The 24,266-nt window shown below is 70.4% G+C and carries 28 protein-coding genes; 14 read left to right on the forward strand and 14 right to left on the reverse strand.

The window, feature by feature from the left end; all coding sequences use genetic code 11:
- Nucleotides 1–35: 35 nt before the first annotated feature.
- From AB0L00_RS21505 to AB0L00_RS21515, 3 genes are read left to right on the forward strand one after another with little or no spacing between them, the layout of a single operon-like run.
- Nucleotides 36–1,364 carry a cytosine permease gene (locus AB0L00_RS21505; protein WP_364436791.1) on the forward strand — a complete coding sequence of 443 codons (1,329 nt, stop codon included), beginning with the start codon at nt 36–38 and terminating at the stop codon, nt 1,362–1,364.
- 28 nt (nt 1,365–1,392) lie between these two features.
- Nucleotides 1,393–2,943 (forward strand): hydantoinase/oxoprolinase family protein, encoded by a 1,551-nt coding sequence (locus AB0L00_RS21510; RefSeq protein ID WP_364436794.1) that lies wholly within the window; start codon nt 1,393–1,395, stop codon nt 2,941–2,943.
- A 1-nt stretch (nt 2,944) separates the two neighbouring features.
- The gene (locus tag AB0L00_RS21515) at nt 2,945–4,015 is read left to right on the forward strand and encodes a DUF917 domain-containing protein (RefSeq protein ID WP_364436797.1); all 1,071 of its coding nucleotides are present in this window, start codon (nt 2,945–2,947) and stop codon (nt 4,013–4,015) included.
- Nucleotides 4,016–4,115: 100 nt separating this feature from the next.
- Here the strand turns inward: AB0L00_RS21515 and AB0L00_RS21520 are convergent, their stop codons facing one another.
- The 6 genes from AB0L00_RS21520 to AB0L00_RS21545 are packed head-to-tail and all read right to left on the reverse strand — an operon-like array spanning nt 4,116 to nt 10,038.
- The gene (locus AB0L00_RS21520; RefSeq protein ID WP_364436800.1) at nt 4,116–5,057 is read right to left on the reverse strand and encodes a 1-phosphofructokinase family hexose kinase; all 942 of its coding nucleotides are present in this window, start codon (nt 5,055–5,057) and stop codon (nt 4,116–4,118) included.
- Nucleotides 5,054–5,857: a DeoR/GlpR family DNA-binding transcription regulator gene (locus AB0L00_RS21525; RefSeq protein WP_364436803.1), complete on the reverse strand. Its 804-nt coding sequence runs from the start codon at nt 5,855–5,857 to the stop codon at nt 5,054–5,056. Before AB0L00_RS21525 ends, AB0L00_RS21520 begins: the two co-directional genes overlap by 4 nt.
- 35 nt (nt 5,858–5,892) lie before the next feature.
- On the reverse strand, nt 5,893–6,876 hold the full coding sequence (locus tag AB0L00_RS21530; RefSeq protein ID WP_364436806.1) for an ABC transporter substrate-binding protein: 984 nt from the start codon (nt 6,874–6,876) through the stop codon (nt 5,893–5,895).
- Between the two features lie 17 nt (nt 6,877–6,893).
- Entirely contained in the window at nt 6,894–7,925 is a 1,032-nt protein-coding gene (locus tag AB0L00_RS21535; RefSeq protein WP_364436809.1) for an ABC transporter permease, read from the reverse strand.
- Nucleotides 7,922–8,686, reverse strand: a complete 765-nt coding sequence (locus AB0L00_RS21540; RefSeq protein WP_364436811.1) for an ATP-binding cassette domain-containing protein — start codon at nt 8,684–8,686, stop codon at nt 7,922–7,924. The genes AB0L00_RS21535 and AB0L00_RS21540 overlap by 4 nt, the downstream gene beginning before the upstream one ends.
- Nucleotides 8,683–10,038 (reverse strand): FGGY family carbohydrate kinase, encoded by a 1,356-nt coding sequence (locus AB0L00_RS21545; RefSeq protein WP_364436814.1) that lies wholly within the window; start codon nt 10,036–10,038, stop codon nt 8,683–8,685. Before AB0L00_RS21545 ends, AB0L00_RS21540 begins: the two co-directional genes overlap by 4 nt.
- Nucleotides 10,039–10,135: 97 nt before the next feature.
- Between AB0L00_RS21545 and AB0L00_RS21550 the strand changes: the two genes are divergently transcribed.
- The gene (locus AB0L00_RS21550; RefSeq protein ID WP_364436817.1) at nt 10,136–10,972 is read left to right on the forward strand and encodes a class II fructose-bisphosphate aldolase; all 837 of its coding nucleotides are present in this window, start codon (nt 10,136–10,138) and stop codon (nt 10,970–10,972) included.
- A 422-nt stretch (nt 10,973–11,394) separates the two neighbouring features.
- Here the strand turns inward: AB0L00_RS21550 and AB0L00_RS21555 are convergent, their stop codons facing one another.
- The gene (locus AB0L00_RS21555; RefSeq protein ID WP_364436820.1) at nt 11,395–11,838 is read right to left on the reverse strand and encodes a hypothetical protein; all 444 of its coding nucleotides are present in this window, start codon (nt 11,836–11,838) and stop codon (nt 11,395–11,397) included.
- Here AB0L00_RS21555 and AB0L00_RS21560 point away from each other — a divergent pair.
- Both AB0L00_RS21560 and AB0L00_RS21565 read left to right on the forward strand, forming a co-directional pair.
- Nucleotides 11,803–13,116, forward strand: a complete 1,314-nt coding sequence (locus AB0L00_RS21560; protein WP_364436823.1) for a methyltransferase — start codon at nt 11,803–11,805, stop codon at nt 13,114–13,116. The genes AB0L00_RS21555 and AB0L00_RS21560 overlap by 36 nt on opposite strands.
- Nucleotides 13,117–13,211: 95 nt before the next feature.
- Nucleotides 13,212–13,646 (forward strand): hypothetical protein, encoded by a 435-nt coding sequence (locus AB0L00_RS21565; RefSeq protein WP_364436826.1) that lies wholly within the window; start codon nt 13,212–13,214, stop codon nt 13,644–13,646.
- Nucleotides 13,647–13,715: 69 nt separating this feature from the next.
- Here the strand turns inward: AB0L00_RS21565 and AB0L00_RS21570 are convergent, their stop codons facing one another.
- A complete protein-coding gene (locus AB0L00_RS21570) occupies nt 13,716–13,883 on the reverse strand; it encodes a hypothetical protein (protein ID WP_364436829.1) in 168 nt (55 codons plus the stop codon).
- Nucleotides 13,884–14,071: 188 nt separating this feature from the next.
- On the opposite strand from AB0L00_RS21570, the gene AB0L00_RS21575 reads away from it, so the two are divergent.
- Nucleotides 14,072–15,886: a CocE/NonD family hydrolase gene (locus tag AB0L00_RS21575; protein ID WP_364436832.1), complete on the forward strand. Its 1,815-nt coding sequence runs from the start codon at nt 14,072–14,074 to the stop codon at nt 15,884–15,886.
- A 123-nt stretch (nt 15,887–16,009) separates the two neighbouring features.
- Here the strand turns inward: AB0L00_RS21575 and AB0L00_RS21580 are convergent, their stop codons facing one another.
- On the reverse strand, nt 16,010–16,570 hold the full coding sequence (locus AB0L00_RS21580) for a helix-turn-helix domain-containing protein (protein ID WP_364436835.1): 561 nt from the start codon (nt 16,568–16,570) through the stop codon (nt 16,010–16,012).
- 37 nt (nt 16,571–16,607) lie between these two features.
- Between AB0L00_RS21580 and AB0L00_RS21585 the strand changes: the two genes are divergently transcribed.
- Nucleotides 16,608–17,648 carry an epoxide hydrolase family protein gene (locus AB0L00_RS21585; RefSeq protein ID WP_364436838.1) on the forward strand — a complete coding sequence of 347 codons (1,041 nt, stop codon included), beginning with the start codon at nt 16,608–16,610 and terminating at the stop codon, nt 17,646–17,648.
- A 95-nt stretch (nt 17,649–17,743) separates the two neighbouring features.
- Here AB0L00_RS21585 and AB0L00_RS21590 read toward each other — a convergent pair whose 3' ends face one another.
- From AB0L00_RS21590 to AB0L00_RS21600, 3 genes are all read right to left on the reverse strand, one after another.
- A complete protein-coding gene (locus AB0L00_RS21590; protein ID WP_364436841.1) occupies nt 17,744–18,133 on the reverse strand; it encodes a helix-turn-helix domain-containing protein in 390 nt (129 codons plus the stop codon).
- A gap of 72 nt (nt 18,134–18,205) precedes the next feature.
- Entirely contained in the window at nt 18,206–18,763 is a 558-nt protein-coding gene (locus AB0L00_RS21595) for an NAD(P)H-dependent oxidoreductase (protein WP_364436844.1), read from the reverse strand.
- 218 nt (nt 18,764–18,981) lie between these two features.
- A complete protein-coding gene (locus AB0L00_RS21600) occupies nt 18,982–19,281 on the reverse strand; it encodes an HIT family protein (RefSeq protein ID WP_364436847.1) in 300 nt (99 codons plus the stop codon).
- A gap of 200 nt (nt 19,282–19,481) precedes the next feature.
- On the opposite strand from AB0L00_RS21600, the gene AB0L00_RS21605 reads away from it, so the two are divergent.
- Nucleotides 19,482–20,117: an ATP-binding protein gene (locus tag AB0L00_RS21605; protein WP_364437335.1), complete on the forward strand. Its 636-nt coding sequence runs from the start codon at nt 19,482–19,484 to the stop codon at nt 20,115–20,117.
- 18 nt (nt 20,118–20,135) lie between these two features.
- Here the strand turns inward: AB0L00_RS21605 and AB0L00_RS21610 are convergent, their stop codons facing one another.
- Complete coding sequence (locus AB0L00_RS21610) at nt 20,136–20,849, reverse strand: TetR/AcrR family transcriptional regulator (protein WP_364436850.1); 714 nt, start codon at nt 20,847–20,849, stop codon at nt 20,136–20,138.
- A 96-nt stretch (nt 20,850–20,945) separates the two neighbouring features.
- On the opposite strand from AB0L00_RS21610, the gene AB0L00_RS21615 reads away from it, so the two are divergent.
- Both AB0L00_RS21615 and AB0L00_RS21620 read left to right on the forward strand, forming a co-directional pair.
- A complete protein-coding gene (locus tag AB0L00_RS21615; protein ID WP_364436853.1) occupies nt 20,946–21,938 on the forward strand; it encodes a zinc-dependent alcohol dehydrogenase family protein in 993 nt (330 codons plus the stop codon).
- A 19-nt stretch (nt 21,939–21,957) separates the two neighbouring features.
- Nucleotides 21,958–22,326: a nuclear transport factor 2 family protein gene (locus AB0L00_RS21620; protein WP_364436856.1), complete on the forward strand. Its 369-nt coding sequence runs from the start codon at nt 21,958–21,960 to the stop codon at nt 22,324–22,326.
- A gap of 182 nt (nt 22,327–22,508) precedes the next feature.
- Here the strand turns inward: AB0L00_RS21620 and AB0L00_RS21625 are convergent, their stop codons facing one another.
- Nucleotides 22,509–22,706, reverse strand: a complete 198-nt coding sequence (locus AB0L00_RS21625; RefSeq protein ID WP_364436858.1) for an HIT domain-containing protein — start codon at nt 22,704–22,706, stop codon at nt 22,509–22,511.
- An 8-nt stretch (nt 22,707–22,714) separates the two neighbouring features.
- Between AB0L00_RS21625 and AB0L00_RS21630 the strand changes: the two genes are divergently transcribed.
- The 3 genes from AB0L00_RS21630 to AB0L00_RS21640 all read left to right on the forward strand — a co-directional run bounded on the left by AB0L00_RS21630 (nt 22,715) and on the right by AB0L00_RS21640 (nt 24,089).
- Nucleotides 22,715–23,440, forward strand: a complete 726-nt coding sequence (locus tag AB0L00_RS21630; protein WP_364436861.1) for a transposase — start codon at nt 22,715–22,717, stop codon at nt 23,438–23,440.
- Between the two features lie 6 nt (nt 23,441–23,446).
- Entirely contained in the window at nt 23,447–23,752 is a 306-nt protein-coding gene (locus AB0L00_RS21635; RefSeq protein WP_364436863.1) for a transposase, read from the forward strand.
- A gap of 70 nt (nt 23,753–23,822) precedes the next feature.
- The gene (locus AB0L00_RS21640) at nt 23,823–24,089 is read left to right on the forward strand and encodes a hypothetical protein (protein ID WP_364436866.1); all 267 of its coding nucleotides are present in this window, start codon (nt 23,823–23,825) and stop codon (nt 24,087–24,089) included.
- The last annotated feature ends 177 nt before the right edge of the window (nt 24,090–24,266 follow it).

Consider the following 24,266-nt stretch of genomic DNA (forward strand, 5'->3'; position numbering starts at 1 on the left):
CGGATTAACCGCTCCGCCCAATCTGAGGAGGCGGCATGGCCGCTTTGGTCGGTGTCGACGACTACGCGTTGACCAGGGTGCCGCAGGGCGCTCGCTACTCCTGGTGGTCGGTGGCCGTGCAGCGGTTCGGCCAGATGTCCGCGCTCACCGAGTTCCTGCTCGGGGCCACCATCGGGTTCGGCATGAGTTTCTGGAACGCGTTCCTCGCTTTCACCTTCGGCGCGCTCATCCTGGAGGTGGTCGCGATCCTCATCGGGGTGATCGGGGTCCGTGAGGCACTGTCCACCTCGATGCTGGCCCGCTGGACCGGGTTCGGGCGCGGCGGATCCGCCGTGATCGGCCTGGCCATCGGTATCAGCCTGATCGGCTGGTTCGGCGTCCAGTCGGCGATCGCCGCGCAGGGCCTGGTGATGCTGGTCGGCGGGCTGCCGGAGTGGGCCTGGACCTTGATAGTGGGCGTGGTCGTCACCGCGATCGTGATGCGCGGGTTCCACTCCATGGCGTGGACGGCCTACCTCACCGTCCCCGCGTTCGTCGCGCTCGTCGGCTGGTCGATCATCAGCGAGCTGTCCAAGCACGATGTGGGCGCTCTGCTGACGTCGGCGCCGCCGGGCCCCCGGATGGGGCTGGTGCAGGCCACCACGCTCGTCGCGGGCGGGTTCATCGTGGGCGCCGTGATCACGCCGGACATGACCCGTTTCAACCGCGACGTTCGCGACGTCGTCAAGCAGACCGTGGTGGGGATCACGCTCGGCGAGTACGCGATCGGGATGTCCGGCGTGCTGCTCGCGCACGCCGTCCGGACGGCCGACGTGATGGTGATCGTCCTGTCCTCGGTCGGCTGGGTGGGCACTCTCGTGGTGATCGCCGGCACGTTGAAGATCAACGACTGGAACCTGTACTCCTCGAGCCTGGGCGTGGTGAACTTCCTCGGGACCGTCTCCGGCAGGCGGTTCGACCGGGCGCCGATCACCGCGGCCGTCGGCGTCGCCGGCACCGTGCTGGGCGCGACGGGCATCCTGAACGACTTCATCGACTTCCTGACCCTGCTCGGCGTCGTGTTCCCGCCTATCGCCGGGATCATGGTGGCGGAGTACTTCGTCGTACGGAACTGGCGCGGTGACCTCGACGCGGCCAGGGCGGTCGGCACGGTTCCCGAGGACGCCCCGACCTGGGTGCCCGCGACACTCGTCGTCTGGCTCGTCGCGGCGCTGGTCGGCAAGTACGTGACGGTCGGCCTGAGCAGCATCAACTCCCTCGCTCTCGCCTTCGTGCTGTACGCCGTCGCCGGACGCCTCGGGCTGGCGCGCGGCTTCGGGTCCAGCCGTACGGCCGAGGCCGAGCACGAGCCGCTGCCCGTCTGACCCCCTCGACGACAAGGAGCGACGAGACGTGCGCATCGGCATCGATGTCGGCGGCACGAACACCGACGCCGTCCTGCTGGACGGCGCGCGCGTGCTGGCCGGCGTGAAGACGAGCACCACCGAGGACGTCACCTCGGGGATCGCGGCCGCCGTGGCCGACCTGCGGCGGCGGTACCCCTTCGACCCGGCCGGCGTCCGGGCGGTGATGATCGGCACCACGCACTTCATCAACGCGCTGGTCGAGGCGCGCCGGCTCGCGCCCGTCGCGGCCGTACGCCTCAGCCTGCCGGCCGGGGCGTCGCTGCCGCCGATGGTCGACTGGCCGCGGCGGCTCGTGGACGCGATCGCGGGCCGGTCCTACCTGTGCCACGGCGGGCACGAGTTCGACGGCCGGCACATCGCCGAGCTGGACGAGACGGAGCTGCGGAGGGCCGCCGAGGACATGGCACGGGCCGCTGTCCGCAGCGTGGCGATCACGTCGGTGTTCTCCCCGGTGAACGCGGAGTTCGAGATCCGCGCGGCGGAACTGATCGCCGCCGAGCTGCCCGGTGTGCCGATCTCCCTGTCGCACGAGATCGGCCGGATCGGCATGCTGCAGCGCGAGAACGCCACCGTGATCAACGCGGCGCTGCGCGAGCTCGCGGCGCACATCATGGACGGCCTCGTCGCGTCCGTGGCCGGCGCGGGCATCACCGCGCCGCTCTACCTCAGCCAGAACGACGGCACGCTGATGGACCTCGACTTCGCCCGCCGGTACCCCGTGGCGACGTTCGCCTCCGGACCCACCAACTCCATGCGCGGCGCCGCGGTCCTGTCCGGCCTGCACACCTGCGCCGTGGTGGACGTCGGCGGCACGACCACCGATGTCGGCATGCTGGAACGGGGCTTCCCTCGTGAGGCGACCGCGGACGTCGGCGTCGCGGGCATCCGCACGAACTTCCGGATGCCCGACGTGCTGTCGATCGGCGTCGGCGGCGGCAGCCGGATCCGCGGCGGGCCGTCCGACGTCGCGGTAGGGCCCGACTCCGTCGGCTACGAGCTGACGTCGAAGGCGCTGGTGTTCGGCGGCGACACCCTCACCGCCACCGACGTCGCGGTGGCCGCGGGCCGTGCCGACATCGGCGATCCGGCACGCGTGACGCGCCTGGACCGGGCCTTGGCGAGGGCCGCGATGGACCGCGTCGCCGCCGACGTGCTGGAGGCGGTGGACCGGATGCGCACCTCCGCCGAGCCGCTTCCGGTGATCGCGGTCGGCGGCGGCTCGATCCTGCTGCCCGACGAACTGGACGGTGTCGGAAAGGTGCACCGGCCGGAACACCACGCGGTGGCCAACGCCATCGGCGCCGCCATCGCGCAGATCGGCGGCGAGGTCGACCGGGTGTACGCCATAGAGCCGGGCCGGCGGGACACGGTGCTGGATGAGGCCAGGCAGGAGGCGGTCGACCGGGCGGTCGCCGCCGGCGCGAGCAGGCCCACCGTGGAAATCGTGGAGTTCGACGAGGTGCCGATCCCGTACCTGCCGGGGAACGCGACCCGGATCAGGGTGAAGGCGGTCGGCGACCTCCGGCTGGGGGAGTGACATGGAACAGGTCACGGTGGACGAGCTGGACGACCTGGCGCGCGGCGCCGCGATCCTGGGCACGGGTGGCGGCGGCGACCCGTACATCGGCCGGCTCCTCGCGGCCGCCGCCGTCCGCCGGCACGGTCCGGTCCGGCTCACCGCGCTGGACGAGCTGCCGCCGGACGCGGTGGTGCTGCCGGTCGCCATGATGGGCGCGCCCACGGTGATGCTCGAGAAGTTGCCGTCGGTCGAGCAGGTGGCCGTGACCGCCCGCACCCTCGCCGCACATCTCGGCCGAACGCCGACGCACGTCGCCTGCGCCGAGGCCGGCGGCGTGAACTCGGTCATCCCCGTGGCCGCGGCCGCGCACCTCGGCCTGCCGCTCGTGGACGCCGACGGGATGGGACGCGCCTTCCCGGAGATCCAGATGGTCCTCCCGTCGCTGTACGGGATCCGGGCCACGCCCATGGCGATCGCCGACGAGAAGGGAAATCGGGCGGTGCTGGACACGACGGACAACCACTGGGCCGAGCGGCTGGCCCGCTCCGTTACCGTCGACATGGGCTGCGCGGCGGCGATCAGCACCTACGCGATGACCGGCGCTCAGGCCCGGGAAGCCCTGGTGCCCGGCACTCTCAGCCTCTGCGCCGAACTGGGCGGCCTGGTCCGCACGGCCCGCGCGGCCCACGCCGATCCGGTGGCGGTCGTGGTGGAACGGCTGCGCGGGCGCCGGCTGTTCACCGGGAAGGTGGTCGACGTCTCCCGCCGTACGGTCACCGGGTTCGCGCGGGGGGAGGCCCGGCTCGCCGGTACGGACGGCGACGGCGGCGCCGAGCTGGTCCTGCGATTCCAGAACGAGTACCTGGTCGCCGAGCGCGACGGCGTCATCCGCGCGTCGGTGCCGGACCTGATCTGCGCGCTGGACCGCGAGTCGGGTGACGCGGTGACCACCGAGGCGCTGCGCTACGGGCAGCGCCTTACCGTCTTCGCCGCGCCGGCCGATCCGCGCTGGCACACGGAGGCCGGACTCGCCCTGGCCGGGCCGCGGTACTTCGGCTACGACATCGACCCGGTGCGCGTGCACGCGTGACCGCCCGCGGCGAGTCGGCGGTTCGGCGGTTCGCCGGTGAGAACTCGCTACGCGTGACCGTCCGCCACCTCGGGATCGTCGATCCGCGGGCGATGACGCGCTACGAGTGGCGCAGGCGGCGGTCGACGTCGACGCGGTCGTGCAGGGTGACCTCGGCGGCGGTGTCGGTGCCGTCCGCGCGCAGCACGGTGCCCGGCTGCCGTACGGCGGCGGCCGACCAGCCGAGCGCCGAGCGCAGCGCCTCCGGCCCGCGCCCGCCCGCGGCGAGGAACCCGGCGAGCAGGGCGTCGCCCGCGCCGACGGTGCTGCGGGTCTCCGCGACGTACGCCTCGCCGTGCACGGCCTCGCCGCCCTCGACGAGCACCGCGCCGTCCGGGCCGAGACTGGCCAGGACGGACTTCGCGCCCAGGTCCTGCAGGACATGAGCCGCCGTGAGGGCGTCGCCCAGGGTCTCGACCGGGCGGCCGGCCGCCTCGGCGAGCTCGGCCGCGTTCGGCTTGATCAGGTCGGGGCCGGCCGCCAGTACGGCCGTCAGCGACGGCCCGGAGCTGTCCACGGCGATGCGTGCGGAGGTGCCGCGCGCGGCGGCCACCATGTCAGCGTAGAAATCCGCGGGCGTGCCGACCGGCAGGCTGCCGCAGCCGACGATCCACCCGGCCCCCTCACCGATCGCGGCGACCGCGTCGATGAGGGCCTTCAACTCGGCCTCCGACAGCTCTGGACCGGGCTCGTTCACCTTGGTGACCGTGCCGTCCGGCTCGAGGACGCTGACGTTGCTGCGGATCTCGCCGTCGATCGGGACGGGGACGTAGTCCAGGCCCGCCGCGCGTAGCATCGCCTCCAGCCGCGCGCCCTCGGCGCCCCCGATGGGGAGAAGCGCCCGGGTGGCGTAGCCGTGGCCGAGCAGGGCGAGGGACACGTTGACGCCCTTGCCGCTGGGCTCGCTCCAACTGTTCGTGGCCCGCAGGACGTCCCCGTGGGTCATACGCTCCACGCTGAGGGTCCGGTCCACGCTCGGATTCGGCGTGACGGTCACGATCATGCCCGTATCACTTTCACTCCCCCGTCCTCGAGCCTGCGGACGTCGGCGTCCGGCATGCCGGTGTCGGTGATCAGAAGGTCGATCTCGGCCAGATCCCCGTACTTGAACAGGCTGATCCGGCCGAGCTTGCTGTGGTCGGTGAGCAGGACGCGTCGGCGGGCGGCCTTGAGCATCAGCCGCTTCACGGCCGCCTCCGACTCGTCCGGGGTGCGCAGGCCGTCCTCCACGGTGAAGCCGTTGGTGCCGAGGAAGGCCACGTCCACGCGGATCTCCGAGAGGGCGCGGACGGCCCAGTTGTCGACCTCGGCGAACGTGCGGCTGCGGATCCGGCCCCCCAGGGTGTGCACGTTCAGCCGGGGCCGCGTCGTCAGCGTCATCGCGATGGTCAGGGTGTTGGTGAACACCGCGAGGTCGCGGTCGGCGGGCATGACCTCGGCGAGGCAGGACGTGGTGGACCCGGCGTCGATCAGCACGGACCCCTCGGCGGGCACCTCGGCCAGGGCGGCCCGGCCGATCCGGCGCTTCTCGTCGGTGTACTCCGTGCGCGCCCCGACGGCCGGCTCGAACGACAGGTCCTCCACGGCGACCGCGCCGCCGTGCACGCGGTGCAGCAGCCCCTGCCGTTCGAGCTCGGTGAGGTCCTTGCGGATCGTCTCGGTCGACACGTCGAGGCGGTCGGCCATGTCCGTGACGTCGATGCGTCCCGTGTCGCGCAGCGTCCGCAGCAGGAGCTGGCGGCGCTGCGCGGCGTACGGAGGGCGTCCGGCCCGTCGGGCGGAATCACCAGTCGGTGCCACCACGGTCCCTTCTCTTCGAGGCGGGCCGAGACCCGTCGCTAGCAGGTGGTCTTGTAGACGGCCTGCCGTCCTGTGTCAGTCGACAAGTCATCCTTGGTGATCGTCGTGGTCGTTGTCCCGATTTCAGCCGTCGGCTTCTTACCGGTGAGGGACGCGACGAGCTGGTCGACCGCCTGGGTGCCGATCTGGTACGGCTGCTGGGCCACGAGTGCCTGCACGTCACCGCGCTGCAGCTGCTGCACCTGGACGGGGCCGGCGTCGAAGCCGACGACCTTGACCTTGCTCTGCTTTCCGGCGTTGCGCAGGCCGGTGGCCGCGCCCTCGGCGGCGAACTGGTTCGTGGCGAACACGCCGGTCAGGTCCGGGTGGGCGGCCAGCGTGGCGGAGATGATCGACGCGGCCTTGGCCGGGCTGTTGTCGTTGATCTGCGCGCCGAGGTACTGGATGCCGGAGTACTTCTTGATCGCCTGCTCGAACCCGTGCTGCCGGTCGTCGGAGGTCGAGGCGCCCGCCTTGAAAGCGATGACCAGCACCTTGCCCTTCTGCCCGATCAGCTTGGCCAGGGCGTCCGCGGCCGCCGCGCCACCCGCCTTGTTGTCGGTCGACACGCCGGTGACGGCGAGGCCGCTCTGCGCGAGGGTGGTGTCCACCAGGCCGACCGTGATCCCGGCCTGCTTGGCCCGCAGCAGCGGCGGCACCATCGCCTTGGCGTCGGTCGGGGCGATCAGCAGCCCGGCCGGCTTCTTGGCGATGACCCCGTTGACGATCGGGGTCTGCAGCGACGCGTCGAACTGCTGCGGCGCCTGCATGTCGACCTTCACGCCGTTCTTGGCGGCCTCCGCCTGGATACCGCACTGCATCGTGATGTAGAAGCTGTCTCCGGAGACGCCCGGCACGAAGGAGATGGTCTTCCCCTTCACGCTTCCGCCGGTCGTACCGGATCCGGAGCCTCCGCCGCTGCTGCAGGCGGCCAGGCCGACTGCCAGCGCCGCGGCCGCTCCGAGCACACCGATGGTCCGCATTGATTCCTCCTGTAGGACTAAGGCCGTTCCCGGGCGGCCCGGCGCATCTGGTCGAGGTAGACGGCGGCGATCAGAACGACTCCGACCGCGACCTGCTGCCAGAACGCCTGGACGCCGAGCACGACGAAGCCGTTCTGCAGCACGGTGGGGATGAAGACGCCGATGACGGTGCCGATCATGAGTCCGCGGCCACCGAAGAGGCTGGTACCGCCGATCACGACCGCCGCGATGGTGGACAGGTTGTCGGTGGCGTGGCCACCGAGGGTCGTCGTGGCGAACCGCGCCAGCGACAGATAACCGGCCAGGCCGGCGAGCAGCCCGGCGACGGCGTAGACCTTGATGAGGTGACGGGCGGAGTCGACGCCCGTACGCCGCAGCGCCTCCTTGTTGGACCCGGCCGCGTACGTGTAACGCCCGAACCGGGTCTGCGACAGGATGACGCCGCCGATGACGGCCACGACGAGGGCGATCACCACGAGCCAGGGGACCCCGGCGACGGTGCCGGAGCCGACGCTCATGACCAGGTTGAACGGCACGTCCCGTACGTCGACGCCGTTCGTGATGAGCAGCGCGACGCCCTGGGAGGCGCCCATCGTGCCGAGGGTGACGATCAGCGCGGGGATCCGCGCCTTCGCCACGAGGAAGCCGTTGACCAGGCCCCACGCCAGCCCGGCCACCAGCGCGGCGAGCAGGCCGACCAGCAGGACGCCGACGGACTGCCCGCCGAGCCCGTGCATGACCTTGGCGGAGATGACGCCGGCGAACACCAGCACGCCGCTCACCGACAGGTCGATGCCGGCGGTGAGGATGACGTACGTCGCGCCGACCGCCAGGACGAGCAGGACGGCGGCGTCCGAGGCGATGTTGACGATGTTCCCCGAGGTCGGGAACGCGTGCGGGCGCAGGATCGAGAAGACCAGGCACAGGAGCACCAGCGCGCCGAAGATCCGGGTCGTCTCGCCGCGGCGCAGGCGGTCCGCGACGGTCCGCCACGAACGGTCGGCGGCCGGCGGTCGCGGATCCGCGGCCTTGGTCTGGACGGTCGTCATGCGGCACGCTCCTCTGCGGTTCCGCTGGTCATCGCGGCGACGAGGTCTTCGACGGTGGCGTCGGCCGCTTCGAACCGGGCCACCCGGGCGCCGAGCCGCAGCACCTCGACCCGGTCCGCGATCTCGAGCACCTGAGGCATGTTGTGGCTGATCAGCACGACCGCGATCCCCGCGTCGCGGACCCGGCGGATCAGCTCGAGCACCTGCTGGGTCTGCACGACCCCGAGGGCGGCGGTCGGCTCGTCCATGAAGATCACCCGGCGGGCCCACATCGCGGCCCGCGCCACGGCGACGCTCTGCCGCTGGCCGCCGGACAGGGCGGCGACGGGCGCGGCGGCGTCCTTCAGATGGACGCCGAGCCGCTCCATCTCGCTGGTGGTGTCGCGGGCCATCGCGCGCTTGTCGAGGAAACCGAGGCGGCCGAGCAGCCCGCGCCGGAACACCTCGCGGCCCAGGAACAGGTTGGCCGCCGGATCCAGGTCCGAGGCGAGGGCCAGGTCCTGGTAGACGGTCTCGATGCCCAGGTCGCGGGCGGCGTGCGGGCTGTCGAGCCGTACGGGGTCGCCCTCGACGAGGATCTGCCCGGCGTTCGGCTGGTCCGCGCCCGACAGGATCTTCACCAGCGTGCTCTTGCCGGCTCCGTTGTCGCCGATGAGGGCGACGATCTCGCCGCGGTACACCGTGAAGTCGGCTCCGCGCAGGGCCTGGACCTGCCCGAAGCTCCTCTCGATGCCGCGGGCCTCCAGCAGTGGTTCGGTCATTCGTTCCTCCCTGGGATGGCGGGGCACAGTCCCGCCGCCTGCCCGGCGAGCAGGGCCGCGCCGCGGGCGCCCGCCTGCACGGCCGTGCTCCGGCGTGCGTTGCCGAAGGCGCGGCGGTGCAGCTCGACCATCGCCTCGCTGTTCGACCAGCCCCCGGTCATCACCACTTCGCGGTGTGCACCGGCGGCGCCGGTGACGATCTTCTGTAGGGCCGCCGCGCCCGAGGTTGCCTCGTCGAGCGCGGCCCGCCAGACGGCGGCCGGGGTCGCGTTCCGCCCCGCGCCGCTGACCGTCGCGGTGCCGTCCCCGGCGAGCCGTACGCGCAGCGGGCCGGGGTCGGTCCGCAGCGCCGCCCGGTCGAGTTCGGGCAGGTCGTCGCGGTCCCGGCCGAGCAGCCTCAGCACGTGCTGGAGCAGCAGCCCGCCGCGGGTCGCGCCGAGCACCGACAGCCGGTCCGGCAGGACGTGCCGGCCCACGGTCACCCCGTGGCGCGTCAGCTCGACCACCGCCGCCTCGGCGAGCGGCGCGGGCACCGTACGGACCAGGGCCTCGGCGGTCCCGCACGAGTCGAGGACGTCACCGTCGCCGGTGGCCTCGGCGCCCACCGCCGCCGCCAGGTGGTCGTGGCCGGCGAGGGTGAGCACGGCTCCCGCGAGGCGGTCACCGGCGCGGTCGGCGGCGACCCGCCCCAGCGGGGTCCCGCCCGCGACGGTCGGCGGGAGCAGCGCCGGGTCCATCCCGGACCACTCCAGCGTCGGCTCCCACCAGCTCCCGTCGCGCAGGTGGAACCAGCCCGTACGGGAGGCGAGGGAGAACTCCGACGCGGGTTCGCCGCCCAGGGCGTACACCACCCACTCGGCGACGTGCAGCCGGCGGACGGCCCGATCGAGGCCGCCGTGGTCGCGCAGCCAGCGGTGCTTGGTCAGCGACCACTGGGTGCCGAGCGGCAGCCCGGTCGCGGCGGCGAAGGTCTCCGCGCCGAGGTCCGCCTCCAGCCGGGCGGCCTGCTCGCTGTCCCGGCTGTCGTGCCAGGCGATGAGCGGGGCCACCGGCCGGTCGTTCCCGTCGAGGTACACCCCCGCCTCGGCCATGCTCGCCACGCCCAGCGCGGCGACCCGGCCCTCGGGGGCCGACGTCAGCGCGTCGTCCAGCGCGGCCTGTACGGCGGCGAGCACCCGCGCGGGGTCGGTCTCGGTGCCGTTCGGGGTGCTGCTCCAGGTCAGAGCGGCACTCCCGTGGGCGACCTCCCGTCCGTCGGCCGTACAGACGGCCGCCTTGACGGAGCTGGTCCCCACGTCGACACCTACGAGCAGGTCAGGCACGAGAGAACACCACCGGGGCTTGAGTTTCATCCTGGTTAATTGGGGGTTACATGGTTATAGTTGGGATTCGTTGGGATCGTCAAGAGTGGACATCGAGGGACATTCCGCCCAGGGAGGGTGCTCGCCCGTGTCACTGAGCCGTACCGGCGACCTGGTCGCCGCCGCACGCGAGGCCGGCGAAGGCGTCGGCGCCTTCAACGTCATCACCGTCGAGCACGCCGAGGGCATCGTGGCCGGCGCCGAGCTCGCCGGTGCCCCGGGCATCCTGCAGATCAGCCAGAACGCGGTCCGCCACCATCTGGGCCGCGTCGAGCCGCTCGCGGCAGCCTGCGCGCTGATCGCGGAGACGGCGCGCGTGCCGATCGCCCTCCACCTCGACCATGTCGACGACCTCGACCTGCTGCGCCGGGCCGCCGACGCGGGCTTCAGCTCGGTGATGTACGACGCCTCGCACCTGGAGTACGCGGACAACCTCACCGCGACCCGGTCGGCGGCGGACTGGGCGCACGAGCACGGCCTCTGGCTCGAGGCGGAGCTCGGCGAGGTCGGCGGCAAGGACGGCGTGCACTCGCCGACCGCGCGCACGGACCCGGGGGAGGCGGCCGCCTACGTGGCCGACACGGGAGTGGACGCCCTCGCGGTCGCGGTGGGCAGCTCGCACGCCATGACCACCAAGAGCGCGAGCCTCGACATCGGGCTCGTGGAGAAGCTGCGCGCCGCCGTGCCCGTGCCGCTGGTCCTGCACGGCTCCAGCGGCGTCCTGGAGGAGGACCTGCGCCGGGCCGTCGCCGCCGGCCTCACCAAGATCAACGTCGGCACCCAGCTCAACGTCGCCTTCACCGCCGCCGTACGCCGGACCCTGACCGACGAGACGCTGACCGACCCGCGCAAGTACCTCCGCCCCGCCCGCGACGCGGTGACCGAGACCATCGCGCAGATCATCCGCACCCTCACCACCCGCTGACCGCACATCTCGCGCCGAGCCCCGCCCGGTGCGAGATGACGCGGTGTGCGTTCGCGGATGTCGACCCGGCCGACTGCCGGAACCTGATCACCGGTCTCTGTGTGACGGTCGGCGAACCGGCCGATTTTCGCCCCCACGGCAGGGGAGGGCGAGGCACCGGCGCTTAGCCGTGCCATCGGCATGGGCGTTCCGATCGCGTGCCGGTGAATGCCCGGCCGCTGAGCTATCGCCTCCATGCCGAGGTATCCGTCGGCCCCTCGCTGGTGAACTCGGGGTGCTGACCAATGAACTAACGGCGGGTTGTGATCCCTGGAAACGCATGAGGCTGTGTGGAACGATGATCACCATTGTGGCCAAGTGAATTGGGGGCCGGGCCGATGACGACCACGCATGTTTCCGATGAGGCCGGCGACGCGGGTGATTCATCGCTCGAGGATGTCGATGTGCGGCGCATCCGACGGGTCATGGAGTTCACCCGCTCGTTGAGCACCGGCCGACTGCTCGCCGAAATACTGCCCGATGGCACGCCCGGGCACCTCGCCGCGGACATCGCGCGACACTGCCGCTTCGTGCACGGCTCGGTCATGGTCTTCCCATCCGGCCGGCCGGAGGCCTTCCTCGCTCGGCTGGCGGAAATGGGACTGACCGCCGCGCCGCCCCAGCCGAGCACCGTCGTACGCGACAGGGTGGCCCGTGGATATGGCATTCCCGAGGAGGATGTGCCGATTCAGATCGTGCACGCCTCGATTACCGGCGGTGAACCCGATCACGGCGGCGAAGTCGAGATCTTCGTCTGCCCCGCGGGGTCCGGTGAGCCATTCGAACGGCTGATGGACGACGAACGCCGGGCCGACAACGAGACGCATTTCGCGCTCCACGTGTCCGAGTCCGACGTGACGGAGCGCCTGTGGGAGCTGCTTACCGGCCCCGGCGGAATGACGCCCGACGGCGGTGGCTTCAACCCCCACGAAGGCCCGGCGGGCCGTACCGTGCTGTACTTCCGCACCGAGGGCCGGGGCCGGCCCCAGGGATGGCCGCGCCGGCTGGAGCTGCTCGTCGACGGCCCGCTTGAGCTGCTGGCCACCCACCTGCGGTCGGCCGAATCGTCTCGTCCGGTTCATGCCGAAACGGAGCCGCGCGCCGACGAGGAGGCGACGCGGCAGATGTTCGAGATGCTGACCGGCGCGTGGACCACGCAGGCCCTGTGCGCCGCCGCGGAGCTGGGAATCGCCGACCACCTGAGTTCCCAGCCGGCGACCAGCGCCGAGCTCGCCATGCTGACGAACGCCGACGCCGACCTGCTGCACCGGGTGCTGCGCTACCTCGCGTCGCTCGGCGTCGTGCGCCGGGACGGCGAGCGGTGGGAGCTGACCCGGCTCGGCCGGACGTTGCGGACCGGTGCGCTGCGCGACGTCGCCCGGCTGTACGGCGGGATCTTCTACCGCAGCTTCGGCTCCCTCGCGCATTCCGTTCGTACGGGCGAGAACGCGTTCGAGCACGCATTGGGCCTGCCGCCCTTCGACTACCTCAACGAACATCCCGAGCAGGCCCGCGTCTTCCATGGCGCCATGGCGGCCGGGTCGTCGTGGTTCAGCAGGGTTCCCGAGGTGGTCGACTTCGCCGACGCGGGCACCGTCGTCGACGTCGCCGGCGGCCACGGCGACCTGCTCCGCCACGTCCTGACGGCGGCTCCCGCCGCTCGCGGAGTGCTGTTCGACCAGCCCGCGATCGCCGACGCGGCCCGCGAGGTGCTCGAGAAGGACGGCCTGCTCGACCGGTGCGAGGTCGTCGGCGGCGACTTCACCGAGCAGGTGCCGGAGGGCGGCGACGTCTACCTGCTCTCCCGCATCCTCCATGACTGGGACGACGAGCAGTGCCTGAAGATCCTGGCGAACTGCCGCCGCGCCATGGCGGAGACCGCCCGGTTGGTCATCATCGAACGCCCCATTCCGACGGACGGCACACCGTCCCTGGCCATCGCCTGGGACGTGCACATGGCCGTCAACAACATCGGCGGCCGGGAACGCACCGACGAGGAGTACCGGCGACTGCTGCGCGCGGCCGGTTTCGACCTGGTCGACATCACGCCGCTCGCCCTGGACATGGCGGCCCTGACCGCCATTCCGACCGGCGGCACGGACTGACGCAAAACGTCGAACGCCCCGATCCAGGGCACGCATCAGCCGCCACTTAAGCTTCTGCTGCCCCAAAAAGCCCCAATATGGAATGGATGTGCCAGATGCGTAGGCTCAAGCAGAGGGCCGTGCTCGCCCTCGCCGTCGCGGGCATGCTCGCCGGGTCGGTGGCCGTGAGCAGCCCGGCGGAGGCGGTGGCGTCACCGGCCGAGGCGTGCGGCAGCAACTACCACGAGATCGACCACCACGACCTGGGCAGCGTCGCGACCATCCACCTGCTGTACAACGGGACCACCGACTGTGTGGTCACGTCGAAGAAGGTCAACCTCGGGACCCCCACTCACGTGCTCGCCGCGATCGCCAAGGTGGAATCCGACGGTTCGTATGGGTTCATCAATGACCCGCCGTCGACCAGCACCAAGTACGCCTACTACGCCGGCCCGGTGAAGGTGAACGCTCCGCACACGTGCATCGTTTGGGGAGGCGCGGCAGATCCCGGCTGGGTCATGTGGTACTCCCAGCCTTCACACTGCGGCTGACATCGCCGAACACGCGAGCGGTTCCATGATCAAGCTGGTGATCATGGAACCGCTTCCGTGCTCCAGGCGCTAAATCTTGTGGTTACGGATGAAGTCGGCGACGGCGAGGGTGGCGTGGACCTGGGCCTCGGCGTGCAACTGGCGGATGACCTGCTGCTGACCGGGCACCGCGGCGTCCAGTTCACCGGCCGAGGAGAGCAGGCGTTCGGCGGCGTCGTAATGTTCCTGTCCCGTCATGGCGTGATTACTGCCCAGTGACGGCGTCTTCTACCGGCCCGGCGGACGGTGTCTGCGCCGCCCCCCCGCGCCCGGCCAGTCGTCCACAACCGGTCATGTCGCCTTCGTCCAGACCGGCGGCAACTCCGCTTGAATCGCTACGCATTCCAGGCGGGCCTCGCTTGGGAGCTGATTACAGCGGAGCGCGTATGGATTTGCGCAAGAAGGCATCGGCCGTCGCGGCGGCCGGTGCACTGGCCACCACCCTCATCGCGGGCGGTCTTCCTGCGTCGGCACAGGCGGCGTCGGCGCCTGCGGCAGACGACAGCCCGATCACCCATGAACAGAATCCCCGGGTGCCCGAGGGCGCGGCGTGGACGCAGGCGTACTTCCCCTCCTCCGACGGCAGCGGTGTCGTGCTGCACGCCGACGTGCTGCGCCCGGCGAACCTGCCGCCCGGAGCCAAAACCCCGGTGATCCTCTCGGTGGGCCCCTACTTCGCGCACGCGGGGCAGACCGGTCCCGAGGGCTGGGACCAGGTCGGACCGTCGGCGCGCTTCCAGGACTTCATCGACGGCGCCGGCCTGATGGCGCGCGGCTACACCTTTGTGATGGTCGACCTGCGCGGCTTCGGCGGGAGCACCGGGTGCCTGGACTGGGTCGGCCCGGGGGAGCAGGCCGACGTCCGCGCCGCCATCGACTGGTCGGCCAGTCGGCCCTGGTCGACCGGCAAGGTCGGCATGTACGGCAAGTCGTACGACGCCGTCACCGGGTTGGTGGGCAACGACCTGAAGCGGCCGAGCCTGAAGGCGGTCGTCGCGCAGGAGCCCGTCTGGAACATGTACGACTACCTGTTCAGCAACAGGGTCCCGCGCCCGAACGTCACGGGCACACCGCTCGCGTACAACTCGATCGCGACGATGCCGCCGATGGCCGACGACAGCGACCGGTACAAGGCGGCCGCGGAGTACGAGACCAGCCATCCGGAGTGCCTGAGCGACAACCTGGCCAACAACAACAATCCAGCCCCGAACTCGGCGTACTGGAGGGCACGCGACCTGGCCGCCCACGCGCGCGGCACCAGCACACCGCTGTTCGTGACCCAGGGCTTCATCGAGCCCAACACCAAGCCTGAGGACGCCGAGAAGTACCTGGGCAACCATCACGGCCGGGAACGCGGCTGGCTCGGCCAGTGGGAGCACGTACGGGGCAACGACACCGACGCGAACGGCCGGCTGTCGCAGGGACGTGCCGGCTGGTTCGACGAGGTGATGCGGTTCTACGACCAGTACCTCCGCGGCGTCCAGCCGTCGGTGACCGACCCGGCGTACGCCGTCGAGGACAGCCTCGGCCACTGGCGCGCCCAGCGGACCTGGCCCGTGACCACGACGTCGTACGAGGCGCGGCTCTCCGCCGGCCGGTACGTCGACGACGGCGGTGCCCCGGCGCCCGCGGCTTCGGCGGCGAACCGTGGCCGCTGGGACATGGAGCGGGCACCGCGGATCGAGCCGCTGTCCGGTGCGGAGAAGAACGCCGCCAAGCGGAGCGACACCGCCGCCTCCAGCTTCTGGACCTGGTCGACGCCCGCCTCCCGGACGCTCCGGCTCACGGCTACGCCGCGGATCACGTTCGAAGCGAGCACGACCGGCAACGTGATGGTGCGCCTGTGGGACGTCGCCCCGGACGGCACGGCGACGATGTTCGACGAGAACGTCGCACTGCTGCAGAGGAAGGGCCGGATCTCCTTCGACCTGAAGTCGACCGACTGGACCTTCCAGCGAGGACACCGGCTGGGCGTCCAGATCGGGACGATCAGCTCCAACGGCTGGCTGGACGTACCGTCGGGTCACACCGTGGCGGTCTCCGGCGCGCGGCTCGCCCTGGCCGTGCTGGACGCCCGGTCGGACGTGCCGACCCAGGGTGACCGCTCGCCGTACCTGGACCGGTACCTCGCGGCGTACACCACGACGCTCACCGACGTCGGCCACGGCACCTTCCCGCTGACGGTGTCACGCGACCGCTGACCGACCGGCGCCGCGCGGTGGCCCGGCACCCGCCTCGGTGGGTGCCGGGCCGCCGAACCAGTGCCCTGACCTGGAACGTGCACTGACCGGAAGCGGAGTTTCAGTACTTCTTCACGCCGTGCGTCACCCGTCGGCGAGGCGCTGGATGGTGGCGCTCAGCCAGGCCTCGAGCTCGGCGGGGTCGCCGAGTTCGGAACGCAGGACCCGGCGGCGGGTCGATACGCCGAGCACGAAGGCGTCGATCGCCGCGGCTCGGCTGCGGGCGTCCGCGTCGTCCAGGCCGCTGTCGCGCAGGTAGCGGTGCAGCGGCTCCAGTGAGTTCGTGTCGAGGAAGGCGGCCAGCGCCTCCGCCGCCTCCGGGCGTTCGCCGGACGCGCGTTGCAGCACGAGCAGCGGATCCTCCCCGGGTGCGCCGAACCAGCGCTGGACGATGCTCGCCGCGAGGCGCGAACCCAGGGCGGAACGGTCGCCGTCGAAGGAGTCGGAGACCGGGATCTCCACCCGGGTCGCCGCCAGGAAAAGGCCGTCCTTGCCGCCGAAATAGCGCGTGATGAGGTTGGGCGACACGCCTGCCGCGTCGGCCACGCCTTTGACGGTGCTCGCCGCGTACCCGTGCCGGGCGAACTGGCTGCGCGCGTGTTCCAGGATCCGCTGCCTGGTGGCGGCCGCGTTGCGCAAGGTCATGTGTACGAGCATACACATCATGTGTACGCTGATACACATGAACGACGAGATGCGGGAACGACTCCGGCGAACGCGGCGCGTCACGACCCCATGGAGTGACGACGGGACGCGCGGCATCAGCGGCACCCACCTCGACGAGCTGCTCGAACGCTGGGCGAACGGGTACGACTGGGGTGTGCACGAGCGCCGCATCGGCGCGTTCCCCTGGGTGACGGTGCGGGCAGGCGGCACCGACCTGCGTGCGATCCATCAGCGGTCCGCGGATCCAGGCGCCCCGGTCGTCGTGCTGCTGCATGGCTGGCCGGACTCGGTGTTGCGCTTCGAGCGCGTCCTCCCGTTGCTCGCGGACCTGCATGTGGTGGTTCCCGCTCTGCCGGGCTTCCCGTTCGCGGCCCCGCTTACCGGCCCCGGTATGTCGGTCAACCGGATCGCTCGGATCGTTGCGGACGCTCTCGATGAGCTCGGTTACTCGAGGTACACGGTGTCCGGCGGCGACGTGGGCGGCACCGTCGCGGAGATCCTCGCGGCCGAGCACCCGGACCGGGTGACCGCCCTGCACCTCACGAACATCGCCCCGCAGCACGCGCTCACGGCGGACCCGGCGAAGCTCACGCCCGACGCGGCGGCCTACCTCGGCCGGGCGGCGCAGTGGTTCCGGACCGAGGGCGGGTACATCGCGGAGCAGTCGACGCGGCCGAACACGCTCGCCGTCGCCCTCGGCGACTCACCCGCCGGCCTCGCGGCGTGGATCGTCGAGAAGCTGGAGTCCTGGTCCGACGAGTCGGCCTTCACTCCGGACGAGCTCCTGACCTGGGTCACCGCCTACTGGGTCACCGGCACGATCGGCACCTCTTTCGCCACCTACGTCGAACCGGTCGCCCTCCCCGACCGGATCGACACGCCGACCGTGCTCTCCGTGTTCCCGCGCGACACCAAACCGGAGCCGCGAAGCTACGCCGAGGCGTTCCTGAACGTTCGCGATTATGTGGAGCACCGTGCCGGGGGGCACTTCGCAGCCTGGGAACAGCCCGAGGCCTACGCCGCCGACGTACGCCGTGCGGTCAAGCTGGGCGGCTGAACCGGAGCCCGCGGATGCTCCACCACGACAACACCGTGCGCCCGGCACGGCCTATGGCGTGGCAGCCGACACCGTGAACGTACGTGGTCAGGGCGCTAGCCGTGGGCGGTCTCGCCGTCGTCGTACGCCGCGCGGGCGGCCGCGATCTTCTCGTGGTTGTTCTCCGCCCAGGCCGACAGCGCGCGGGTGGACGCGAAGAGATCCTTGGCCAGCGGCGTCGCCGTGTACTCGACCTGCGGCGGCACGGTGGGATGCACCGTACGGACGAGCAACCCGTCCCGTTCGAGCGTGCGCAGGGTGAGGGTGAGCATGCGGCGGCTGATGCCGGGGATCGTCCGGTTGAGCTCCGCGAATCGGATGGGGCCTTCGCTCGCGGCCGCGAGGATCGCCAGCCCCCACTTGCTCCCAACCCGGTCGAGCGCGTCGCGGAAGGCCGCGCACACGTCCGGCTCCACATCCTCGGGCAGTCGGGGTCGTGCCGGCATCGCGCTCCCTTCTCCGGCGACGATGCCAGCCTTCCACGCGACCGGGGTGGGAACAAGCCGTCCGTGCCGCCGTCAGGCGCGCACGGCGGCCAGCGCCTGCGCCCAGGACTCGAGTTGGTCCAGCACGCGCTCGAGTTCCGCCTCACGGTTCTCGAGCGGCGCGAATTCGGGGTAGTTCGGGAAGTCGCCCGGTATGAGCAGGCCGAGCTGGGCGGCGACCGGTGCGATGCTCAATTCGACCGCCACCAGTTTGAGATGCTCGACGGACCGCGCGCCGCCCGCGGCGCCGTATCCGACGAATCCGATCGCCTTGTTCTGCCATTCGGCGTACACGAAGTCGAACGCGTTCTTCACCGCGGCGGGCGGTGCGTGGTTGTACTCCGGTGTGACCACGAGGTATCCGTCGTACCGGCCGACGACCTCGGCCCACCGCTTCGTGCGCTCCCCGGCGTACCGGCCGACGGCGGCCGGAACCTCCTCGTCGTAGAGAGGGAGATTCTGGTCGGCGAGGTCGACGATCTCGTACTCGACCCCGACGCGCTTCGACGCGAGCTGATGCACCCAATCCGCCACGACCCGACCAATCCGGCCGGGCCGTGTGCTGCCGACGATAATGGCGATCTTTGTCATTCCCCGGTCCTTCTCTCTTGGCGATGTTCAGATCATCCACCCGCGCACTTCGGCAGCGGAAGAAGGCACATTTCTCTCCCGTGGTAACACGAATGTTCCTGAACCCCCCGTGTTCGGCGCGAAGTCCTGATCCACGATCGGGGTAGTTAACGGCCGCGTGCAGAGCCAGGTACGGGTGAACGTGCAGAGGCTGGTCGGACGTCGTCGATCGACGCCGCTTACTCGTGTGGTCTGAGCGCGTCGGCCAGCTGTGCGATTGGATCGGCGGGGATGTGGTGATGGGAACGTCCGGCCGGCCACGTCGAGAATCGGTCGTCCGGCCAGCGCGGGACTACGTGGAAGTGCAGATGCGGGACCGACTGTTTTGAGCCGGGACCGCTGGCGTGAAGGACGTTCACGCCGCTGGCGTCCAAGGTGGTGCGCATGGCCATGGCCACGTGCTGGACCAATGCCATGGTGGTTCTGTCGACGTCTAGCGGCAGCGTTTGTCGATGAGTTTGGGCAACGCCCCTGATCATCAGGATCTGGTGTCGATGAGTTTCGTGAACACCAGAGTCTTTGCGGTGGGAGCGTGATGCGTAACTCACCGTGAAGGGGGCTGGATGCCACGGCAGTCGAAGACCGAGCTGTATGCGGCGATCCGAACGCCGGATCAAGGCCGCCGCCTTCCCCCCGCGACAAGTCGCTGCGCGAGTTCGACTTCGACGCCAACCCCAACATCGACCCGGCCACCATCCACACCATCGCCGCCTGCGACTGGGTCCGCAAGGGCCAGCCGCTCTGCCTGATCGGCGATTCGGGAACCGGCAAGTCCCACCTGCTCATCGCGCTGGGCACCGAAGCAGCGATGGCCGGCTTCCGGGTGAAGTACACCCTCGCGACCAAGCTGGTCAACGAACTCGTCGAGGCCGCCGACGACAAGCAGCTGTCCAAGACCATCGCCCGCTATGGGCGGGTGGACCTGCTCTGCATCGACGAACTGGGATACATGGAGCTGGACCGGCGCGGCGCCGAACTGTTGTTCCAGGTCCTGACCGAACGCGAGGAGAAGAACAGCCTGGCGATCGCATCCAACGAATCCTTCGGCGGCTGGACCAAGACCTTCACCGACCCCCGGCTCTGCGCCGCGATCGTCGACCGCCTCACCTTCGGCGGAGCCATTATCGAAACCGGCACGACTCCTACCGCCTGGCCCAGACCCGCGCCAAGCAACAGCACCAAGCCACCGCCGGCTGACCCACCGCCCGACAGTCACCAGCCAAACAGCAACCTAAATGACCTAGAGGAATGGCGACTCCCCAGCATAGTCGGCGGCTGTCAGACGCCCCTGGTCGATGAGGTCCGGTTGGCTTGATAGAGAACCCTCGCCTGTTTACTTCGGTTGTTCGAGTCCCAGTGATCTGAGCAGGTCGATCATTTCAGCGCGGTAGAGCTTGGCGGGCTCGTGTGTCTGCGGGCCAAGGTGACCGTAGATCTCCAGGGCGATCAGGCCGTGCATGCGACCCCAGACACGGAGGGCCAGGGCCAGGGCCGCGGGCGGCAGGTCGGGAAAGGCATTCCGGACCGTGGCCACCAAGGTGGGGGCGAAATCGGACCATTGGTGATCGCCGCCGGTCTGCAGGGACCGGGCGTGCGGCCAGGCGGCCGCGACCAGTCCGGTCAGCCCCAGGCACGCGCGTTTGGCCGCTTCGGGAGCCGGCCCGCTCTCAGGCGCCTGGTATCCGGTGACCGGATCGCCGTAGATGAGCCGGAATCCTTGCGGGTTGGCCAGCGCCCACTCACGTACGGCCTGTCCCCAGGCGAGGATCCGGTCGGCCGCGTCGTCCGGTCGGCAGGCGTCCCCGGCAGCCTCCACCTGGTCCACCAGTGAGGTGTAGACGTCGTTGATCAACGTCGTGATCAACGCGTCACGAGTCTCGAAGTAGCTGTAGATCGCGCTGCCGCTCATCCCCATCTCGCGGGCGATCGCACGCAGCGAGATGGCGTCCGCGCCGCCGTCGGTCATGAGCTTGAGCGCGATGTTCTTGATCTCCGCGGTGGTCTGCGCCCTCAGTCGCGCCCGTCTTCCGGGTACCTGCTCGTCCACGCTTGACACCTTACACCGCTCCAGTAGAGTACGCCGCATGAAACTTGAACGGTGCACGGAAAATGAACGCAGCACGAGAGCTGGGGCGGGACGCTGATGAACGCTACGGCGGTGCTGTTCGACGAGCTGGGCGGGCCTGAGGTGCTGCGCCTGGAACAGGTGCGCCTTGATGAGCCCGGCGAGGGCGAGGTGCGGGTCCGGATCGACGCGATCGGGCTGAACCGGGCCGAGGCACTGTTCCGCTCCGGCGGGTACTACTACCAGCCGACGCTGCCCGCCTCACGAATCGGCACGGAGGCCGCCGGCGTGGTGGAATCCGTCGGACCGGGCGTCGAGGAGTTCTCCGCCGGGGACGCGGTCAGTGTGCTGGCCACCGGCATCCACATGTCGACCAACGGCGTTTACGGGGACCGGGTCAACGTTGCCGCCCGCAGCCTGCTGCGACGGCCGGACTCGGTGGACGCGGTCACCGGTGCCGCCGTGTGGCTGTCCTATCTCACCGCCTACGGTGCCCTCGTCGAGGTGGGCCGGATGAACCCCGGCGATGAGGTGGTCATCACCGCCGCCTCCAGCAGCGTCGGCATGGCGGCCATCCAGATCGCCAACCACATCGGCGCCGTCCCCATCGCCGTCACCCGCACCGCCGCCAAGACCGACCGGCTCATGCAGGCCGGAGCCGCACACGTGCTGGTGATGGACGAAGACGACCTGGTCAAGCGGGTAGCGGCACTCACCTCGGACCGGGGTGCCCGGCTGGTCTTCGACTCCATCGGCGGCCCCGGCCTGGCCGACCTCGCCCGCGCGGTGGCCCGGGGCGGCATACTGATCGTCTACGGATGGCTCGACCCGCGCCCCGCTCCGCTACCGATGAACTGGCCGCTCAACATCTTCGGATTCGGCCTCAACGTCGTCACCGACGATCCCGTTGCGCTACGGCGAGGGGAAGCGTTCATCAACGCCGGTCTGCGCAGCGGCGTCCTGGTCCCGGTGATCGACGCCACCTTCGACCTGGCCGACATCGCCGGCGCCCACCGTCACATGGAAGCAAACGGCCAGCTCGGCAAGATCGTCGTCACCGTCCAACACTGACCAGCGAAGGAAACACCTCATGAGCAGCACCCACGCCGAACTCGTGCACCGGCTGATCGACGCGATCAACGACACCGATCCGGTCGGCCGCCGCGCGACGATCCAGGAGATCTTCACCCCCGACTGCGCCTACACCGATCCCGACGACGCGGTCGAAGGCCATGACGCCCTCGACGCCTTGTTCGCCCGGCTCCAAAGTCAGGCACCACCCGGTTTCCGCTTCGATCTGGCGGCCCCGGTCAATGCCCACCACCAGCAGGCCCGCTTTGCCTGGAAATACGGTCCGCTGGACGCGCCCACACCGGTCGCCACCGGCTCCGACGTCACGACGTTCCGCGACGGGCGCATCCACCGCGTCTACGCCTTCTTCGACAACAGATCGGCCTGACCGATCAGCCATCACCGCACCAGCGCCGTTCTCCCAAAGCTCAGGGAGAACGGCGCTGACACAAAGACTCCTCAGCGGCATACCTCAGACGACACGCCGAGACCGTTACTCAATCTCATCGACATCTCCGGTCCGGGCGGCCCCCTATCGTTCACCGAACGCGTGAACAAACGTTGCTGCTACTAACCGACGAACTCAGCCATGGCGTCGGCGAGCGGGCCGGGTGGAGTGTCGAAGATATCGGCGTAGTGCTCTGTTGGGATGACCAGCGTGTGTCCTGGGGCGAGGGGGTTCAGCGGCGCGAACGCGGCGACGGCGGACTGACGAGTGACCCAGCGCGCGGTGCCGGACTTGAGCAGGTCACAGAAGACGCATTCCATGCCGAGCGATGCTGCCACCGTCGGGCGACGGAGACTCAGCCGGTGGCGGCGACCCCGCCGTACAGCACGATGCGGCAGGCAGACCGATCAAAGCGATGCGGATCGGCAACGACAACGCCGGATTCACCCGCCTGCTGGCGGCCATCGCCGAGGTGGCGCCCGGACCGCGTGTGGTCGCCTCCATCGAGGGCAGCCGCAGCTATGGAGTGGGACTGGCGCGAGCGCTGAGTGCCGCCGGCGTTCGGGTCATCGAGTGCGAGCAACCCAGCCGCACCCATCGCCGCGGCAGGGGCAAGTCCGATTCCATCGACGCTCACCTGGCCGTGCTGGCCGCCCTGCGATCCGACACCGACCGGGTGGCCTGCCCTCGCGTCGACGGCGACCGCGAAGCGCTGCGCATCCTGCTGGTCGCGCGCCAGGAGATCGCCGTGATGCGGACCGCGCAGACCAACCGGCTGCGTGCCCTGCTGCTCGCCGGCGACGACACCGACCGTCAGGCCGCCCGCAGCCCGTTGACCCAGGCCGCCCTGGCCGCGCTGGCCGACCGCGAACTCCCCGCTGACGCCGGTCGCGATCAGGTGGTGCGCCAGGCCGAGATCCGCCGTCTGGCGCTCGCACTCACCCAAGCCTGGCGCGAGCTGGAGGACAACCGCGCCCAGCTGCTGGCCATCGTCAACGACCTCGCGCCCGGCCTGACCAGCCGCTACGGCGTCGGACCGGTCAGCGCCGCCTAGGCGATCGTGAGCTACTCCCATCCCGGCCGGTGCCGCAACGAGGCCGCCTTCGCCGCACTGAGCGGCACCAGCCCGATCCCCGCCAGCAGCGGCAAGACCATCCGCCACCGCCTCAACCGGGGCGGTGACCGGGCACTCAACCGTGCCATCCACGCCATTGCCCTGACCCGGATACGCCACTGCCCCCGAACCCGCGCCTACATCGACCGCCGCACAGCCCAAGGCAAGACCCCACGCGAGATCCGCCGCTGCCTCAAGCGCTACATCGCCCGCGAGCTCTACCGAGCACTCAACGCCACCATGACCGCTTGACAAACATAGAAGCGTCAGAAGGGGTCCGCTCCTGCCGATCATGTCGGTGCCTGTCACTAGGTTTTAGCCCGTGCCTATCGAGCCTCTGTACGATGCGGCCGACGTTCGTTGGCAACTCACCGGCTATCCCGTGCGAGAAGGCCCGCCGACCACCTTTCCGATCACAGCTGAGCAGCTGGATCAGTTTCGTGACATGTCGGACCGGGGACCTGAGTGGGACGTCGACTGGTATCCAGTTGAGGCGGACATGTGGCCTCGGCTGAGGGAGGTCCTCGGCTGCCCGCGTCCGAATCGCCGGCTGGTCTGGTTCTTGGAGACGGCGGTCGCCGAGGCGTGACCCCACAAATTCCGCACGGAATGTACGCGGGATGGCCGCCCGCCGCGCACCTCGCCGCAGCCGCTACCGCGCAGGTCAGGCCCCGCATGTCCGCCGTATCGCCGGTGGATTCCTAAACCCCGTGTGCGGTATAGAGCCGTGATTCACAATCGGGGTATGCGGCGGGATCCGGATCGG

Source organism: Actinoallomurus sp. NPDC052308 (assembly GCF_040679195.1).
Taxonomy (GTDB): Bacteria; Actinomycetota; Actinomycetes; order Streptosporangiales; family Streptosporangiaceae; genus Actinoallomurus; species Actinoallomurus liliacearum.